Source organism: Stutzerimonas degradans, assembly GCF_024448505.1.
In the GTDB taxonomy this organism is placed as follows: Bacteria; Pseudomonadota; Gammaproteobacteria; order Pseudomonadales; family Pseudomonadaceae; genus Stutzerimonas; species Stutzerimonas degradans.
The window spans coordinates 1-17412 of record NZ_JAMOHV010000008.1 but is presented as its reverse complement, the minus strand read 5'-3'; the positions used below and the strand labels follow the sequence as shown (position 1 = coordinate 17412).

20 protein-coding genes and 1 pseudogene are annotated in these 17412 nt (G+C 66.1%); 17 read left to right on the top strand and 4 right to left on the bottom strand.

Translation table 11 applies throughout. The annotated features are described in order from the left end of the window. Positions 1-20 precede the first annotated feature (20 nt). On the bottom strand, positions 21-986 hold the full coding sequence (locus NAV27_RS11795; RefSeq protein ID WP_102828521.1) for a MerR family transcriptional regulator: 966 nt from the start codon (positions 984-986) through the stop codon (positions 21-23). Positions 987-1079: 93 nt separating this feature from the next. On the opposite strand from NAV27_RS11795, the pseudogene NAV27_RS11790 reads away from it, so the two are divergent. Further along, positions 1080-1491, top strand: a pseudogene (locus NAV27_RS11790) (thiol-disulfide oxidoreductase DCC family protein). A gap of 3 nt (positions 1492-1494) precedes the next feature. Here NAV27_RS11790 and NAV27_RS11785 read toward each other — a convergent pair. Then, positions 1495-1770 (bottom strand): DUF6482 family protein, encoded by a 276-nt coding sequence (locus tag NAV27_RS11785; RefSeq protein ID WP_232249158.1) that lies wholly within the window; start codon positions 1768-1770, stop codon positions 1495-1497. Here NAV27_RS11785 and NAV27_RS11780 point away from each other — a divergent pair. The 8 genes from NAV27_RS11780 (at position 1735) to NAV27_RS11745 (ending at position 8504) form a co-directional block, all read left to right on the top strand. Beyond that, positions 1735-1950 (top strand): hypothetical protein, encoded by a 216-nt coding sequence (locus NAV27_RS11780; RefSeq protein WP_180981428.1) that lies wholly within the window; start codon positions 1735-1737, stop codon positions 1948-1950. The two genes, NAV27_RS11785 and NAV27_RS11780, sit on opposite strands and share 36 nt — an antisense overlap. Next, a complete protein-coding gene (folE, locus tag NAV27_RS11775) occupies positions 1947-2504 on the top strand; it encodes a GTP cyclohydrolase I FolE (protein WP_008568790.1) in 558 nt (185 codons plus the stop codon). Before NAV27_RS11780 ends, folE begins: the two co-directional genes overlap by 4 nt. Continuing rightward, on the top strand, positions 2504-2875 hold the full coding sequence (gene folX / locus NAV27_RS11770) for a dihydroneopterin triphosphate 2'-epimerase (protein ID WP_102828522.1): 372 nt from the start codon (positions 2504-2506) through the stop codon (positions 2873-2875). The genes folE and folX overlap by 1 nt, the downstream gene beginning before the upstream one ends. Before the next feature lie 10 nt (positions 2876-2885). Beyond that, positions 2886-3401: a chalcone isomerase family protein gene (locus NAV27_RS11765; RefSeq protein ID WP_102828523.1), complete on the top strand. Its 516-nt coding sequence runs from the start codon at positions 2886-2888 to the stop codon at positions 3399-3401. Next, positions 3398-4636, top strand: a complete 1239-nt coding sequence (locus NAV27_RS11760; RefSeq protein WP_102828524.1) for an MFS transporter — start codon at positions 3398-3400, stop codon at positions 4634-4636. Before NAV27_RS11765 ends, NAV27_RS11760 begins: the two co-directional genes overlap by 4 nt. Continuing rightward, positions 4633-5160 carry a DUF3833 domain-containing protein gene (locus NAV27_RS11755; protein ID WP_102828525.1) on the top strand — a complete coding sequence of 176 codons (528 nt, stop codon included), beginning with the start codon at positions 4633-4635 and terminating at the stop codon, positions 5158-5160. Before NAV27_RS11760 ends, NAV27_RS11755 begins: the two co-directional genes overlap by 4 nt. Before the next feature lie 94 nt (positions 5161-5254). Then, a complete protein-coding gene (locus NAV27_RS11750; RefSeq protein ID WP_008568795.1) occupies positions 5255-5701 on the top strand; it encodes a PAS sensor domain-containing protein in 447 nt (148 codons plus the stop codon). 145 nt (positions 5702-5846) lie between these two features. Next, positions 5847-8504 carry an EAL domain-containing protein gene (locus NAV27_RS11745; RefSeq protein WP_102828526.1) on the top strand — a complete coding sequence of 886 codons (2658 nt, stop codon included), beginning with the start codon at positions 5847-5849 and terminating at the stop codon, positions 8502-8504. Between the two features lie 10 nt (positions 8505-8514). Here NAV27_RS11745 and hemH read toward each other — a convergent pair whose 3' ends face one another. Both hemH and NAV27_RS11735 read right to left on the bottom strand, forming a co-directional pair. After that, positions 8515-9540 carry a ferrochelatase gene (gene hemH, locus NAV27_RS11740; protein WP_102828527.1) on the bottom strand — a complete coding sequence of 342 codons (1026 nt, stop codon included), beginning with the start codon at positions 9538-9540 and terminating at the stop codon, positions 8515-8517. Between the two features lie 60 nt (positions 9541-9600). Beyond that, positions 9601-10527, bottom strand: a complete 927-nt coding sequence (locus NAV27_RS11735) for a TIGR01777 family oxidoreductase (RefSeq protein WP_102828528.1) — start codon at positions 10525-10527, stop codon at positions 9601-9603. A 122-nt stretch (positions 10528-10649) separates the two neighbouring features. On the opposite strand from NAV27_RS11735, the gene NAV27_RS11730 reads away from it, so the two are divergent. From NAV27_RS11730 to NAV27_RS11695, 8 genes are all read left to right on the top strand, one after another. Next, positions 10650-11597 carry an NAD(P)/FAD-dependent oxidoreductase gene (locus NAV27_RS11730; protein WP_102828529.1) on the top strand — a complete coding sequence of 316 codons (948 nt, stop codon included), beginning with the start codon at positions 10650-10652 and terminating at the stop codon, positions 11595-11597. Then, entirely contained in the window at positions 11594-11809 is a 216-nt protein-coding gene (locus NAV27_RS11725; RefSeq protein ID WP_102828530.1) for a TIGR02450 family Trp-rich protein, read from the top strand. The genes NAV27_RS11730 and NAV27_RS11725 overlap by 4 nt, the downstream gene beginning before the upstream one ends. Positions 11810-11942: 133 nt before the next feature. Then, a complete protein-coding gene (locus tag NAV27_RS11720) occupies positions 11943-12902 on the top strand; it encodes a YbgA family protein (protein ID WP_102828531.1) in 960 nt (319 codons plus the stop codon). 2 nt (positions 12903-12904) lie between these two features. Then, positions 12905-13843, top strand: a complete 939-nt coding sequence (locus NAV27_RS11715; protein WP_102828532.1) for a MerR family transcriptional regulator — start codon at positions 12905-12907, stop codon at positions 13841-13843. Next, the gene (gene phrB, locus NAV27_RS11710) at positions 13840-15270 is read left to right on the top strand and encodes a deoxyribodipyrimidine photo-lyase (protein WP_102828533.1); all 1431 of its coding nucleotides are present in this window, start codon (positions 13840-13842) and stop codon (positions 15268-15270) included. The genes NAV27_RS11715 and phrB overlap by 4 nt, the downstream gene beginning before the upstream one ends. Continuing rightward, positions 15267-15695 (top strand): nuclear transport factor 2 family protein, encoded by a 429-nt coding sequence (locus NAV27_RS11705; protein ID WP_102828534.1) that lies wholly within the window; start codon positions 15267-15269, stop codon positions 15693-15695. The genes phrB and NAV27_RS11705 overlap by 4 nt, the downstream gene beginning before the upstream one ends. Beyond that, a complete protein-coding gene (locus NAV27_RS11700) occupies positions 15692-16456 on the top strand; it encodes an SDR family NAD(P)-dependent oxidoreductase (protein ID WP_102828535.1) in 765 nt (254 codons plus the stop codon). Before NAV27_RS11705 ends, NAV27_RS11700 begins: the two co-directional genes overlap by 4 nt. 7 nt (positions 16457-16463) lie before the next feature. Then, a partial coding sequence (locus tag NAV27_RS11695) for an NAD(P)/FAD-dependent oxidoreductase (protein WP_256055303.1) occupies positions 16464-17412 on the top strand: 949 nt, incomplete at its 3' end.

The following is a 17412-nucleotide window of genomic DNA, read 5'->3' as shown; positions in this document are numbered from 1 at the left end:
GTACTGCCGGCTTCGCCGCGTCAGGTATCCAGACGGCCCGCCAGAAACTGCTGCAAGCGCTGCTGCATCTGTCGGCCGCCACTGCCCAGACTGGCAATCGGCGAGCCGCGCAGGCTGTCCTCCGCGAGCGCCGCGCCCTCGCCAGCGACCGCGAGCGGACAATCCAGGAGCAATGTCAGGCGATTCAGCTGGCGCACCTGCGCGCCGCTCGGCGGCACATTGGCGTACAGCACCAGTGCCTGCGGACGGACCTTTTCGCACACCAGGGTCAGCTCCTCCAACGGTTGGCCGCTGGGCAGCACCCGTACTGTCAGGCTGTCGCTGCCAAGCAGCAGGCCGGCCACCAGCAGCTCCAGTTCGCGACACTGAGCGGACAATGCGGCAAGCAGCACGACCGGCGCGCCCGCCGTCTGCCCGAGCTGCAGGCGCTGCAACACGCGACTGCGCAGAAAGGCATCGAGGAACAGCCATTCGCTGGTACGACCGAACTCCTCATGGCGCAACAGCCACTCCTGCCACACCGGCAGGAGCACGTCGTGGAATACGGTCGTCAACGGATAGGTGGAAAAGATCTGGCCGTACAGCTGTTCGAGCCGAACGCTGTCGAAATCGCTGATCGCCTGGCGCAGCTGCCCCTGCCACTCGCCACGATCGGCGTCGAGCGATTCCTGGACCGCCGCCGGGCGCTGCCCCTCGCCGGCCGCGCGAGTCGCGGCGCTGCGTTCGAGGATGCTGCCGACCTTGCTCACCGCCACACCGCGCTCGGTCCAGGCGAGGATGTTGCGCACCGCCTCGATGTCCGCCAGCGAATAGAGCCGATGGCCGCTGTCGGTGCGCGTCGGCTGGATCAGCCCGTAACGGCGTTCCCAGGCGCGCAGCGTGACCGGATTTATCCCGGTCAGTCGGCACACCTCGCGGATGGGGAACAGCTCCTGTTGCTCGAACGTGCTCGGGGCCAGTGTCGAAGCGCCGTGGGAATCGGTCATGGGGCGGCTCGGTCGGAAAGAGTGTCGCGATTGTAACCCAGCATTTCGCCAGATACCCTCTACAAAGGTTGTACAAACGCAGGAGTCGATGAAATGCCGCCCGATCTGCCGTTGACGCTGTTTGTCGATCGCGCCTGCCCGCTCTGCGCGCGTGAGATCCGCTGGCTGGAGCGTACGGCCGACCCTGCGCGACTGCTGCTGGTGGATGTCAGCGCGGCCGACTTCTCCTGCGCCGGGCTGGGCAAGGATCTGTCGCAGCTGCGCCGCCGCCTGCATGCGCGCAGCGCCAGTGGCGTCTGGCTGACTGGCGTGGATGCCACCTACTGGAGCTGGCGCCTCGCCGGACACGGCACATGGGCCGCGCCCTTGGGCTGGAACGCTGTTGCGGCTGGCCTACACGCTGTTTGCCACACTCCGACCGCACCTGGAGTGGTTACCGCATCCCGAGGGCGCCAGCCGTTGCGGTGCGCAATGCGCGATCAGGCAAAAACCGCCGGCCTCCTGAAGCTCAGTCGTCAGCGTAAAGCGGCAGGCGCAGCCCAATTTCCGCTTCCAGGCAGCTCGGCCGACCGATCATTTCGTCGTGGCTGACCGGCTGGCACCAGTACACCTCGCGTACCCCGCAGCCGCGCAGCAATCGCTTAAGACTGCCCTGGTGGCTCCAGATCGTCCGCCCGCCATCGGCAAACGCCGCACGCCAACCACTTCGGTCGACGATCCACGCACTGTAACCACAGCAGCGCAAACCATGCAGTTCGACCTGCTCGACCTGACCGCGACGCATGGCGAAGCGCAAGTCCGCGCAGGACATTCGCTTTCTCGACATCCCAGCACCTGTACAAAAATCATCTACCGTACAAATTATTGTACAAATAAAAATATTCGTATAGGTTTACTCACATACCGCTGGCGCGTACGTCAGCGCACTGCCCTTCGCCAGCGGCGACTGAAGGAACCACCATGAACGACCTGCCCGGCCACTACCGCCAAATACTGCTTGGAGTGGGTGAAGACCCCGAACGCGAGGGCCTGCGCGACACGCCGCTACGCGCGGCCAAGGCCATGCAATACCTGTGTGGCGGCTACCAGCGCAGCCTGGAAGAGATCGTCAACGGTGCGCTGTTCGCTTCCGACAATGACGAGATGGTCATCGTCAAGGACATCGAGCTGTACTCGCTGTGCGAGCATCACCTGCTGCCCTTCATCGGCAAGGCCCACGTGGCCTACATCCCGACCGGGCGCGTGCTTGGCCTGTCCAAGGTCGCGCGAATCGTCGACATGTACGCGCGCCGGCTGCAGATCCAGGAAAACCTGACACGACAGATCGCCGAAGCCATTCAGGAAGTCACCGGTGCCGCCGGCGTTGCGGTGGTCATCGAGGCCAAGCACATGTGCATGATGATGCGCGGCGTCGAGAAGCAGAATTCGGTGATGAACACCTCGGTGATGCTCGGAGCCTTCCGCAACTCCTGCAACACGCGGATGGAATTCCTCCAGCTGATCGGCAGGTCGCAGTGATGCCGCGGCTGGAACCCGGCATGGCGCGTATCCGCGTGAAGGACCTGCGCCTGCGCACCTACATTGGCATCAACGAGGACGAAATCCTCAACCGCCAGGATGTGCTGATCAACCTGACCGTGCTCTACCCAGCCGTGGCGGCGGTGCGCGACAACGATATCGACCGCGCGCTGAACTACCGCACCATCACCAAGTCGATCATCCAGCATGTCGAGCAGAACCGTTTCGCCCTGCTCGAACGCCTGACCCAGGAAATCCTCGACCTGGTGATGGCGCATCCGGCGGTCAGCTATGCCGAGGTCGAAGTCGACAAGCCCCACGCGCTGCGCTTCGCCGACTCGGTATCGATCACGCTGGCTGGCTGTCGCTGAGCTGCCGGCCATGGTCAGCCGCCTCCTCCTCGTCTGCCTGCTCGGGCTTATCCCGCTCGGCGCCTCGGCCAGCTGGCGCGAGGCGGTGCCCGAGGCGCGACTGGTTGGCCAGGGAGAACTGCGCTTCTTCGGATTTCGTATCTACGACGCGCGCCTCTGGAGCACGACAGCGCCACTGCAAGCGCAGACGCCGTTCGCGCTGGAGCTGACCTACCATCGCGCCATCAGCCGCGATGACTTCGTGCGTACCAGCCTCGAGGAAATCGCACGGCTGTCCGGCATACCGGAAGACTCCTCACGCCTGCGCGATTGGCGCGCGCAGATGCACAAGGCCTTCGTCGATGTACAGCCTGGCGAGCGCATCACCGGCGTCTATCTGCCCGGCCGCGGCTGTCGCTTCTACGTCAACGATCGACTGCAGCACGAAGTCGCCGATCCGGCGTTCGCCGAGGCCTTCTTCGCTATCTGGCTCGACCCGCGCAGCCGCGATCAGGCCCTGCGGCGCAGCCTGCTGGGCGAACGATGAAAGCCCCGGCGCTCGCCGCCTATGCGCTGCTCGGTCTGCCGCTGGCGATGGCGATGCTGCCGATCTACGTGCTGGTGCCGAACTTCTATGCGGCCGACCTCGGTCTGGGCCTGACGCTGACCGGTACGGTGCTGTTTCTCGCCCGGCTGCTCGATACCGTCCAGGACCCCTGGCTCGGTCGGCTGATCGACCGCCGCTCCGCACGCGGCTGGAACCTGCTGCTCGCTAGTTCGGCCGTGCTGCTGAGCGCGGCGATGGCCGCGTTGCTGATCCCGCCCGACAGCCTCGGCAGGTTCGCCCTGGCGGGCTGGCTGGGCGCACTGCTGGCGCTCACCTACACCTTGCACAGCCTGATCAACATTACTTATCTGGCCTGGGGTGCGCGACTTTCCGACCAGCCTGAAATCCGCACGCGTGTGGCGGCCTGGCGCGAAGGCGCCGGGCTGATCGGTGTGGTACTGGCCAGTGTGCTGCCCACTGCGCTGGCGACGCGGTACGGCATGTCGACCGCGCTCGGCGTGTTCGCGCTGACGTTCGCCGTGCTGCTTTGCCTCGGTGGCGCGATGCTCCTACGCGCTGCGCCGCGCCCGCAGCGGGTCGCGCGCAGCGATGCACAAAGCTGGCGCCTGCCGCTAAGCAACGGGGCGTTCCGACGGCTCGCCGGTGTGTACTTCATCAACGCGGTAGCGGTGGCCATTCCGGCCACGCTGGCGCTGTTCTTCATCGCCGATCGCCTGCAGCTGGCAACGCTGACCGGGCTGTTCCTGGCGCTGTACTTCGTCAGCGGTGCGCTCGGGCTACCGATCTGGACGCGACTGGCCGATCGACTGGGCAAGCGGCGCAGCTGGCGGCTCGGCATGCTCACCGGTTGCGCAGCCTTCATCTGGGCGGTGTTATTGGAGCCGGGGTCCGCCTGGGCCTATGCCGGTGTATGCGTATTGTCCGGCCTCGCCCTGGGCGCCGATCTGGCGCTGCCACCGGCGCTGCTGGCCGACATCATTCCCCCCGAGCAGCGCGACTCGACCGCCGCCTACTTCGGCCTGTGGAGCTTTCTCGCCAAGCTCGCCCTGGCGCTGGCCGGCCTTGCGCTGCCCTTGCTGGCCTGGGTCGGCTATCAGCCCGGCTCCCAGGCCGCCTGGAACCTTGCCCTGGTCTACGCCGGGCTGCCCTGCCTGTTGAAGCTGGTGGCGGCCCGCCTGCTCACGTCCCTGCCCTGCGGAGATCCAACGCCATGAAAAGAACCCTGATGCTGATGCTGTGCCTGCTGCTTGTCAGCTGTACGGCCGTGGAGGTCGAGCATTACCGCAACGAAGAACCGCGGCTGGACCTGCGTGCGTTCTTCGTCGGGCGCGTCGATGCTTGGGGCATGTTCCAGAAGCGCTCCGGCGAGGTGGTCAAGCGCTTCCATGTCGAAATCACCGGCAGCCGCGACGGCGACAAACTGATCCTCGACGAGCGCTTTCGCTACAGCGACGGTACCACCCAACAACGCGTCTGGACGCTCACCGAAGACAGCCCCGGCCAGTGGCGCGGCACTGCCGCCGACGTGATCGGCGAAGCCCGCGGCGAAGTGGCCGGCAATGCGCTGCGCTGGCGCTATGTGCTCAGCCTGCCGGTGGATGGCAGCGTCTATCAGGTGGACTTCGACGACTGGATGTACCTGATCGACGAGAACACCCTGGCCAACCGTTCCTTCATGAGCAAATTCGGCGTCGAACTGGGCCAGGTCACGCTGTTCTTTCGCAAGCAGGTCGACTAGCACATCGCTTGCAGCGCTCCTGCGTGTGCTGTAAGCGCTCGGCCGGGTGCAGTTGTTCTAGAATGCGCCGCACGCCCCTTCAGGATCCCGCGCCATGATCAATGCCAAGCTGTTGCAACTGGTAATCGAAGCCTCCAACGACGGAATCGTGGTTGCCGAGCAGGAAGGCGACGACAACATCCTGATCTACGCCAACCCGGCCTTCGAACGGCTCACGGGCTATGCCGTGGATGACATTCTCTACCGCGACTGTCGCTTCCTGCAGGGCGAAGATCGTGACCAGCCGGGCCTGCAGGCGATCCGTGAGGCGGTGAAGAGCAACCAGCCGTGCCGTCAGGTGATCCGCAACTACCGCAAGGACGGCACGCCGTTCTGGAATGAGCTGTCGATCACGCCGGTCTTCAACGAAGGCGACCAGCTGACCTACTTCATCGGCATCCAGAAGGATGTCACCGCCGAAGTCGATGCCTTGCAGCGGGTCGAGGAGCTGGAAGCGCGGGTGCGTCAGCTCGAAGCGCAACTGGCCGAGCGCAACGCCTGAGCGAACGCCTCGTGAGCGCGCCAAGATACGCGCAAACGCCCGGCTGACGCTGACTGCAAAGGTTGTCATGGCCGTTTCATGACATAATGGCACTCCGCCATTCCTTTCCTGCAGTCGGGCGCATTGCGCCCTTGGATGACGCTCGTTGATTACCAACGTCCTCGTAGAAAACACGGTCATTCTGTTCGCGTTGTGCTGGCCGCTCTCCTTCTACTCAAGCAGTTGGACGAGAAAAGACCGCCCCGTGGCGCAATGTGCAGCCGGTACCTGGTTCGGCATTGCCTGCATCATCGGCATGATGATCCCCAACGCCATTCAGGCCGGCCTGGTCTTCGATGCGCGCACCGTCGTGCTGAGCATGGCCGCCCTGTTCGGCGGGCCGCTGGTGGCCGGCATCGCCGGCGCGCTGGCCGCGGCCTATCGCATCTGGCTCGGCGGCATCGGGATGCTGACGGGCCTGGGCAACGTGCTGTTGCCCATTGTGCTCGGGCTCGCCTATCGCTACTGCCATCAGCGCGGCCTGGTGCGCATCGGTTGCTGGCAGCTGCTGGCATTCGGCCTGCTCCTGCATTTTGGGGTGCTGGGGCTGGTCGCGCTGCTGCTGCCGACCGCCGTGGTGCTGACGGCCTTTCGCGAAGTCGCCGCGACGCTGCTGGTGGCACTGCCGCTGGGCACGACGGCCCTCGGCTTGCTGATCAAGGACCTGATCAAACGCAACAACACCGAGCAGGCACTCAAGATCAGCGAGGCGCGGCTGCGTGCCATCACCCAGGCGCTGCCCGATCTGCTGCTGGTGATCGACGAGGACGGGCGCTACCTGGACATCATCTGCTCCGAACGCAGCCTGCTCTACGACGATCCCTCGCGCCTGATCGGTCGACGCCTGCACGACGTCATGCCACCGGCGGAGGAGCAGCGCTTCCTCGATTTCATTCATGAAACGCTGCGCAGCGATACCCCGCAGCTGCTCGAATACACGATGCAGACGCTCGGCGGCCGGCGGGTTTTCGAGGGTCGCGCCCTGGCGCTGGACATTCCCGACATGGAAAAGCGCGCGGTGGTCTGGCTCAGCCGCGACATCACCGAACGCACCAATGCCGAGCTGGAACAGCGCATCGCGGCGATCGCCTTCGAATCGCAACAGGGCATGCTCATCACCGACGCGGACAACCGCATCCTGCGGGTGAACAAGGCCTTCAGCCAGATCAGCGGTTTCACCAGCGAGGAAGCCATCGGCCAGACCACCCGCCTGCTGGCGTCCGGCAAGCACGACGCGGACTTCTACCGGGCGATGTGGGAAAGCATCGCCACGACCGGCACCTGGATCGGCGAGATCTGGAACCGACGCAAGAACGGCGAGGTGTATCCCGAGTGGCTGACCATCAGTGCGGTAAAGGATGCGCAGGGCAAGATCAGCCACTACGTGGCGGCCTTCTCCGACATCACCGACCGCAAGCTCGCCGAACAGCGCATTCACCATCTGGCCTTCTATGACCCGCTGACCGGCCTGCCCAACCGCCGGCTGCTGCTCGATCGCCTGCAGCAGGCGATGGCATCCAGCCGGCGCACCGGCCAATTGGGCGCACTGATGTTCATCGACCTGGACAACTTCAAGAACATCAACGACCTGCACGGGCACCAGACCGGCGACGAGGTGCTGCGTCTGGCGGCTGGGCGGCTGTCGGCCAACATCCGCGCCAGCGATACCGTGGCGCGGCTCGGCGGCGACGAGTTCGTGGTGATGCTCGAAGGTCTGGCCAGCGATGCCGTACTGGCCGGCAGCCAGGCCGAGCATGTCGGCATGAAGCTGCTCAGCTCGCTGGATGGCGCCTATCGCCTGAACGAGCTGAACCTGCACAGCAGCGCCAGCATCGGCGTGGTGCTGTTCGGCGAGGACGACAGCACCAGCGACGAGCTGATGAAGCGCGCCGACATGTCGATGTACGAAGCCAAGCTGTCAGGCAAGAACGCCCTGCGCTTCTTCGACCCGCGCATGCAGCAGGCCGTGCAGGAGCGTCTGCGCCTGGAGGAAGAAATCCGCCGCGGCGTGCTGACGGGCGAATTCTTTCTCTATTTGCAGGCACAGGTAGAACAGACCAGGGGCCTGACCGGCGCCGAGGCGCTGGTGCGCTGGCGGCATCCGCAGCGAGGCCTGCTGTCGCCGGCGGAGTTCATCGTCCAGGCCGAGCGCGCAGGTCTCGTCCAGGAGCTGGATGTGCTGATGCTGCGACAGGCGTGCCTGCAGCTCGCGCAATGGTCGGGCCGCGTCGGATTCGACGAACTGACGCTGGCGGTCAACATCAGCGCGCACCTGGTGTATCAGGACGACTTCATCAGCCTGCTGCTGCAGCTGCTGCAAGCCAGCGGCGCCAACCCCCAGCGACTCAAGCTGGAGCTCACCGAAACGCTGCTGCTGGACAACATGCCCGAGGCCATCGCGCGGATGAACCAGCTGAAGGCGCACGGCATCCGCTTCTCCATCGACGACTTCGGCACCGGCTATTCGTCCATGAGTTACCTGCAGCAGTTACCGCTGGATCAGCTGAAGATCGACCAGGCCTTCGTCCGCGGCCTGCCGGACGATGCCAGCAGCCAGACGATCGTGCGCGCCACCTGCGCACTGGCGGCCGGTCTGGGTCTTGAGGTCATCGCCGAAGGGGTGGAAAGCGAAGAACAGCGCACGGCGTTGCTCGCCAACGGCTGTCACCGCTATCAGGGCTATCTGTTCGGCAAGCCCATGCCGGTGGAAGAATTTGAACGACTGGTCGTCGCTCAGCCGCAGCGCGCCAGCGCCAGCGGCTGAGCGCGGCGATTCACAGTTCCTGCGGCGCCCGGCGGCACAGTGCGACCAGCGCCTGCACCCAATCCTCGTGGGTGTTCAGGCACGGCACCAGCAGCAGATCCTCGCCGCCGGCCTCGATGAATTGCTCGCGGCCGCGATCGCCGATTTCCTCCAGCGTTTCGATGCAGTCGGCAACGAACGCCGGACACATCACCAGCAGTTTCTTCACGCCGCGCTGGGCCAGTTCATCCAGACGCGTTTCGGTATAGGGTTCGATCCACTTGGCCCGGCCCAGCCGTGACTGGAACGACACTGACCACTGATCGTCACGCAATCCGGCACGCGCGGCGAAACCCGCAGCAGTGCGCATGCACTGCGCGCGATAGCAGCTGGCAAGCACCTCGCCTTCGGCGCGCTGGCAGCAATCGTCACCCTTGAGGCAGTGCGCCCCGGTCGGATCACTCTTGTGCAGATGGCGCTCGGGCAGGCCGTGGAAGCTCAGCAGCAGATGATCGAAGCCCTGCTGCAGGTAGGGCGCGGCGCTGGCGGTCAGCGCATCGAGGTATTCGGGCTGGTCGTAGAACGGCTGCAGGATCGACAGCTGCACTTTCAGCCCGTGCGCGCGGATCACCCGCCGGGCCTCCTCGATGACCGTGGTCGTCGTGCTGTCGGCGAACTGCGGATAGAGCGGTGCCAGGGTGACCCGGTTGATGCCCTGCCCGGCCAGCTCGACCAGCCGGGTCTCGATGGACGGCTCGCCGTAACGCATCGCCAGCTCGACTGGCCCCTGCGTCCAGTGCGGCCGCACCGCTTCCTGCAACTGTCGACTCAGCACCACCAATGGCGAGCCCTCCGGCCACCAGATCGAGGCATAGGCATGCGCCGATTGCTCCGGCCGTTTGATCAGGATCAGCGACACCAGCAGGCGCCGCAGCGCCCAGGGCAGGTCGATGACATACGGGTCCATAAGGAACTGGTTGAGGTAGCGGCGCACATCGGCGACTTCGGTGGAGGCTGGCGAACCCAGATTGACCAACAACAACGCCTGCTCTGTCATGCAACATTCCTGACTACGGTTTGGGGGGCGCGCCGCCGTGCTGCACGCGGCGCGGTATTTTCACACATGGCGCAGGCGCTGGGAGCCGGGCTGCGTCAACAGGTCAGCCAGCGCGGTATCGAGGCTGTCGAAGTGAAAGACGAAGCCCTCCGCCTGCGCCCGCGCCGGCAACGCCCGCTGACCGCCAAGCAGCAGACCGGACAACTCGCCAAGGCTCAGCTTGAGCACCGACGCCGGCACCGGCAGCAGCGCCGGACGATGCAGTACCCGGCCCAGGGCGCGGGCGAAATCGGCATTACGCACCGGCTGTGGCGCGCAGGCATTGTAGGGGCCGCGCGCCTGTGGCTGGTGCAGAAGAAAATCTATCAGGCCGATTTCGTCATCGAGATGAATCCAGGGCATCCACTGCCGGCCACTGCCGATGCGCCCACCCAGCCCCAGACGGAACGGCGGCAACAGCCGCTGCAGGAACCCGCCGTCGGCGGCCAGCACCAGTCCGGTGCGTACCAACACCACGCGAATGCCGAGCGCCTCGGCCTCGCGCGCGGTTTCTTCCCAGGCGCCGCAGAGCTGGCTGGCGAAGTCGCCGGTAACCACCTGGCTGTCTTCGGTCAGGCTGTGCTCACCGCCATCGCCATACCAGCCGACCGCCGAACCGGAGATCAGTACCTGCGGCTTCTGCTCGCGCTGCCCCAGCCAGGCCACCAGTTGTTCGGTTAGGCGCACCCGGCTTTGCCACAACAGTGCGCGGCGCGCCTTGCTCCAGGGTCGGTCGGCAATGGGCGCGCCGGCCAGGTTGACCACCGCATCCAGTGTCTGAGCGTCGAGTTCGCTCAGCTCGCCGACACCGCGAACCTGCGCCCCGCACAGCTGCGCGACACGCTGCGGAGTGCGGCTCCAGACCCAGAGATTGTGTCCCTGCGCGGTCCAGTGCCGACACAGTGCCCGACCGATCAAGCCGGTACCGCCAGTGAGCAGGATGTTCATGCGGGTCTCCTCGTAGCACGTGCGGATTGTTCGCTGATCTCAGCATACACCTGTACGCGATGAATTTATTGTATAAGTTTTTGCACTCACGTAGCCTGCCCATCTCCAACTGGAGGTGAACGATGACTCAGACGATCGCCATCATCGGTGCCGGCATGGCTGGCCTTTCGGCAGCCCATGCGCTGCAACAGGCCGGCCTGCCTGTACAGCTGTTCGACAAAAGCCGCGGCAGCGGCGGCCGCATCTCCAGCAAACGCAGCGAGATCGGTGCACTGGACCTCGGCGCGCCTGGATTCCTCGCGCAGGACCCTGCGTTTCTTACGGCGCTCGCTGATTGGGCCTCCGCCGGAAGCTGTGCCGCCTGGACTGCCATCGACGGCCCGCAACCGTACTGGGTAGGCACGCCGCGCATGAGCGCGATCAGCCGCGCTTTGCTCGGCGACCTGCCGACCACCTTCTCCTGCCGGATCAGCGAAGTGTTTCGCGGCGAACGCCACTGGCAGCTGCTTGATACCGCCGGCGCCAGCCATGGGCCGTTCAGCCACGTCATCGTCGCGCTACCGGCACCGCAGGCCGGCGTGCTGCTGACCGCGGCGCCTGCGCTCGCCGCGCGCGCCGCCAGCGTCGTCATGGAGCCGGTGTGGGCGGTGGCGCTCGGCTTTGCCGAGGCACAGCCTGGTGCGCAACACAGCCTCCGGTTCGACGATGAAATCCTCCAACAGGCAACGCACGACAGTGCCAAGCCAGGCCGCGACAACCGGCTCGACAGCTGGGTGCTGCACGCGACCGCCGACTGGACGCGCCAGCACCTGGACCTGCCGAAAGAAGCCGTTATCGACCGCCTCGCCCACGCCTTCGCCGAGCGCTTGGGCCGGCGCTTGCCCCCAGCCCAATTCGCCCTCGCCCACCGCTGGCTGTACGCCTACCCAGCCCGGCGAACTGACTGGGGTGCACTGGGCGACCAGCAGCAAGGCCTGTTCGCCTGTGGCGACTGGTGCCTGGACGGCACGGTCGAAGGCGCCTGGCGCAGCGGAGCACGCGCCGCACAGTTGCTGCTGGCCAGCCTGTGAACCGCTTCAATCCAACCAAGCTCAGGCTGTCCAAGTGGACGGCCTGCGAGCCGCGCAACCGCGAAAAGCACTTCCTCGTCATCGATCTGCAGTACGACGACGCCGGCGTGCTGCAGCAGGTCGAGCTGCAGGCGGTGTACAGCCTGCGCAGCGAATGGATCGACTGGCGCCAGCTGCGCGACGACCTGAGCTGGCGCATGGGCTGGCATTGAGCGCCGCCGGCCTGCGCCAAACCTATACACAGCTTGCAATTACTTATACAAGATCGCTTGACTTGTACAACTCAATATCTATGATGACCTCAGGTTGTACAGAACCACCGCTTGTACAAGACGAGGTCATCCCATGCTCAGCTCCGTCGCCACGCCCAAGATCGGCATCAGTGCCTGCTTGCTCGGTAATCCGGTGCGCTTCAACGGCGGCCACAAGCAATCGTCGCTGTGCAGCGACGTGCTGGCCCGGCATGTCGAGTTCGTCCCGCTGTGCCCGGAGGTCGCCATCGGCCTCGGCACACCGCGCGAACCGATCCGCCTGGTCGGCGAGCCGGATAATCCCCGGGCCCGCGGCACCGTGCGCAGCGAGCTGGACGTCACCGACGCATTGGCCGCCTACGGCCGGCAAATGGCGACGCAGCTGGACGATATCAGCGGCTACATCCTCATGCAGAAGTCGCCGTCCTGCGGCATGGAGCGCGTCAAGGTCTATCGCGACAACGGCCACACCGTCCCCGGCGGCGGCAGCGGCATCTTCGCCCGCGCGCTGATGGAGGCGCGGCCCGACCTGCCGGTCGAGGAAGACGGCCGCCTGAACGACCCGGTGCTGCACGAGAACTTCCTCACCCGCGTCTACGCCTATGCGCAATGGCAGCGTCTGGTGCAGACCGGCCTGACGCGCAAGGCCATCGTCGATTTCCACTCACGCTACAAGTACCAGCTGATGGCTGCGCACCCGCAGCAGTACCGCGCGCTGGGGCGGATGGTGGCGAACCTGCGTGACTGCTCGGTGCACGAGTTCGCGCCGGGCTATTTCAGCCAGTTCATGCAGGCGCTCAAGCGTCCGGCCACGCGCGGCACCCACAGCAACGTGCTGCAGCACCTGAGCGGTTATCTGAAGAACGCGCTCGCGTCGGAGGATCGCCGCGAGATGCGCCGGCTGATCGACCAATACCGCGCCGGCATCGTCCCGCTGGTGGTGCCGCTGACACTGCTCAAGCACCACTTCCGCCGCCACCCGCACCACTACATCGAGCGCCAGGCCTACCTGCAGCCGCACCCGGAAGACCTCAGCCTGCGTAACGGAATCTGATCATGAGCGATGCGTTCGACAACACTCCGGCCGACCTCGAACCCGGCTGGCGGCCGATCCGCGACGTTGCCCGGCTGACCGGGGTGAACCCCGTGACGCTGCGCGCCTGGGAGCGCCGCTACGGGCTGATCGTGCCGCGACGCACCGCCAAGGGGCACCGGCTGTACGACGACGGCCATGTCCAACGCATTCGCGACATCCTCACCTGGCTCGACCGTGGCGTGGCCGTCAGCCAGATCAAACAGCTGCTGACCGCCGGCCGCGCGTCCGCTCCGGTCGAGCAGAACCTCTGGGTGACGCTGCAGGACGAGTTGCTGGCAGCCGTCGAGCGACTCAACGAACGGCAACTCGACGACGCCTTCAACCGCGCGCTGACGGTCTATCCGCCGCTCACGCTCTGCCAGCATCTGCTGCTGCCGCTGCAGGCGCGGCTGACCCAACGCTGGCACGGCCAGTTCGGTGCCGCACTAGAACGCGCGCTGTTCGATAGCTGGCTGCGCAGCAAACTGGCCACCCGCATCTATTTCGACAATCGCCAGTACGCCGGCGCCCCGCTGCTGCTGGCGACGCTCGGTGATGAACCGTTCGACGCCGGGCTGTGGCTGACCGCCTGGCTGGTGTCCAGTAGCGGCTGCCCGGTGGAGCTGGTCGAGTGGAAGGTGCCGTTGGCCGAACTCAGCCTCGCGCTGGAGCGCATCTCCCCGCGCGCCCTGCTGCTGCATGCCGGGCACAGCCTGGATGCCGATTGCCTGCAGCGCCAGTTGCCGCGCCTGCTCACGCAGCATGAGCTGCCACTGCTGCTCGCCGGTCCCGCCGTGCATATCCACGGCGATGCCCTGACCCAGCAGCCGGGCCTGCGTTTGGCTGGCGATCCACTGGCGGCACTGCAACAGCTGCAGGCAGGCGGGCTGCTGCCTGACGTCACGGAGAGCCACGCATGACTCAGTTGATCTGGCTACGTCGCGACCTGCGCGTAAGCGACAACACCGCCCTGAGCGCCGCCATGGCTGCCGGGCCGACGATCGCGCTGTTCCTGCTCACGCCCGGTCAGTGGCGCATCCACGACGATGCGCCGTGCAAGGTGGACTTCTGGCTGCGCAACCTTGCCGAGCTGGCCACGGAGTTGCGCCGCCTCAACGTGCCGCTGCTGATTCGCCACGCCGATGACTGGCAAACGGTCCCCGCGGCGCTGCGCCAGGTCTGCCACGAGCATGCCGTGCGCGCTGTGCATTTCAATGACGATTACGGCGTCGACGAGCAGCGCCGCGACCACGCGGTGAGCGATGCCTTGCGTCAGGACGGCATCATCACGCAGCGCTATCTCGACCGTCTGCTGTTCGCCCCGGGCACGCTGCTGACCCAGAGCGGCGGCTACTTCAAGGTGTTCGGCCAGTTCCGCAAGAGTTGCCTGGCGCGCCTGCAACTGTCGCTACCGCGGTGCCTGCCGCCGCTCGCGCCTCAGGCGCCGCTAGACATAGCGAGCGATCCATTACCGACGGCGGTGCCGAGCTTCGCCGCGCCCGCCAGCACACTGCAGGCGCTCTGGCCAGCTGGGGAAGCGCACGCCTACCAGCGCCTGACGGTCTTCGTCGACGAGGCGCTGGACGATTACCAGCAGCGCCGCGACCTGCCCGCCGAGCCTGGCACCAGCCAGCTGTCGCCGTACCTTGCCGCCGGCGTGATCTCGATCCGCCAGTGCCTGCACGCCGCGCTCGCCGGCAACCGTGGCGAACTCGACAGCGGTAGCAGCGGCGCCGTCGCCTGGATCAACGAACTGCTCTGGCGTGAGTTCTATACGCACATCCTGGTCGGCTATCCGCGCGTCTCGATGCATCGCGCCTTCCGCGCCGAAACCGAGGCACTGCCGTGGCGCCACGCCCCGGATGACCTCGCCGCCTGGCAGGAAGGCCGCACCGGCTTGCCCATCATCGACGCGGCCATGCGCCAGCTGCGCGAAACCGGCTGGATGCACAACCGCCTGCGCATGATCACGGCGATGTTTCTCAGCAAGAACCTGCTGATCGACTGGCGTGAAGGCGAGCGCTGGTTCATGCGCCAGCTGATCGACGGCGATCTGGCCGCCAACAACGGCGGCTGGCAGTGGAGCGCCTCCACCGGCACCGACGCGGTGCCCTACTTCCGCCTGTTCAACCCGATCAGCCAGTCGCAGCGCTTCGATCCCGAGGGCCGCTTCCTGCGGCACTGGCTGCCCGAGCTGCAAGGGCTCAGCCGCCGCGACATCCACAACCCGTCCGCGCTCGGCGGGCTGTTCGCCCCCGTGAACTACCCGACGCCGATCGTCGATCTCGGTGAGAGTCGCGCGCGGGTACTGGCGGCGTTCCGCGATCTGCCGCAGGTGCAGCCATGAGCGACTTCCTGCACGACTTCGCCCGCCGTTTCGCCAGTCTCGATGCCGGGAACCTGCATCGTCTGGGCGAGCTGTACACCAGCGACGTGCACTTCACCGATCCGCTGCACGAAGTCATCGGTCTCGACGCGCTGCAGGACTACTTCGCCGCGCTGTACGCCAATGTCGAGCAGTTAGACTTCGAGTTCATCGGTTTCGACCCCGTGCGCGACGGCGAAGGCTATCTGCGCTGGGTGATGAGCTACCGCCATCCCAGCCTCAAGCGCGGCCGCCTGATCAGCCTCGAAGGCTGCTCGCTGCTGCGCTGGAATGCCGAGGGCAAGGTGGAGCGGCACCGGGACTTCTTCGACGCAGGCGCCCTGCTCTACGAGCACGTGCCGCTGCTCGGCACGGCGATCCGCTGGCTGCAACGGAGGCTGGCGTGAGCACCGTGCGGCGTATCTGGCTGACTGGCGCGAGCAGTGGCATCGGTCACGCGCTGGCGTGTCTGCTGCTGGCGCAGGGGCATCGGCTGGCGCTGTCGGCGCGCAGCAGCGAGCCGCTGCATGCCCTTGACCGGCAGTACCCCGAGCAGGTGCTGGTGCTGCCGGGCGACCTGACCGACGCGACGCAGGTGCGCGCCATCGCCGCCGAGATCGACGCGCAGTGGGGCGCGCTGGACAGCGTGATCCTCAATGCCGGCACCTGCGAGTACATCGACGTGCGGCATTTCCAGGCCGATCTGCTCGAGCGCGTGCTGCGCGCCAACCTGATCGCGCCCGGCTACTGCATCGAGGCAGCGTTGCCGTTGCTGCGCCGCGGCGAGCGCCCGTTGTTGGTCGGCGTCGGCAGTTCGGTGACCTGGCTGCCGCTGCCCCGCGCCGGCGCCTATGGCGCGTCCAAGGCCGGTCTGCGCTACCTGCTCGAATCGCTGCGCCTGGACCTGGCCGCCGAGCACATCGACGTCACGCTGGTCAGCCCGGGCTTCGTCGATACGCCGCTGACCCGCCGCAACGACTTTCCCATGCCGCTGCGCTGGCCGGTGGAGAAGGCCGCGCGCTACATCGCGCAGCGGCTGGAGCAGCGGCCGCTGCACATCCAGTTCCCCGCGCCGTTCATTGCCGGACTGCGCCTGCTGTCCCTCCTGCCCGCACGCCTGCAGTACGCCCTGGGCCAGCGCATGGCGCGCACGGACCACCTCGGATAAGACCATCATGAAGATCGCCATCATCGGCAGCGGCATCGCTGGCCTGACCTGCGCCCACCTGCTCAACCGCCAGCACGACATCAGCGTGTTCGAGGCCGCCAGCTGGATCGGTGGCCACACCCATACCGTCGACGTGCGTCTGGAAGGCCAGGACTACGCGGTGGACACCGGCTTCATCGTCTTCAACGACTGCACCTATCCCAACTTCATCCGCCTGCTGGAGCAGCTCGGTGTGGCGTACAAGCCGACCGAGATGAGCTTCTCGGTATGCGATCCGCTGCGCGACCTGGAGTACAACGGCCACGACCTCAATACCCTGTTCGCCCAGCGCAGCAACCTGTTCTCGCCGCCGTTCTGGGGCATGATCCGCGACATCCTGCGCTTCAACCGCGAAGCGCTGGACGACTACCAAAGCGGCCGCATCGCCCCCCACGTTACCCTCGGCGATTACCTGCGGCTGGGGCGCTACAGCCAGCGCTTCATCGACCATTACATCGTGCCGATGGGCGCGGCGATCTGGTCGATGTCGCTGAACGACATGCTCGACTTTCCGCTGCAGTTCTTCGTGCGCTTCTTCAAGAACCACGGCCTGCTGTCGGTCAGCCGGCGCCCGCAGTGGTACGTGGTCGAGGGCGGCTCGAGTGCCTACATCGAACCGCTGACGCGCGCGTTCAGCCAGCGCATACGCCTCAACTGCCCGGTGGACTCGGTGCAGCGTGATGCGCAGGGTGTGACCATCCATACCCGAGCCGGCGCCGAGCGCTTCGACAAGGTGGTGTTCGCCTGCCACAGCGATCAGGCCCTGCGCCTGCTCAGCGCACCGACCGCGACCGAGCATGCCGTGCTCGGTGCGCTGCGCTACGCCGACAACGACGTAGTGTTGCATACCGATACCCGGCTGCTGCCGCGTCGCAAGCGCGCCTGGGCGAGCTGGAATTACCGGCTCGGCGGCCCGA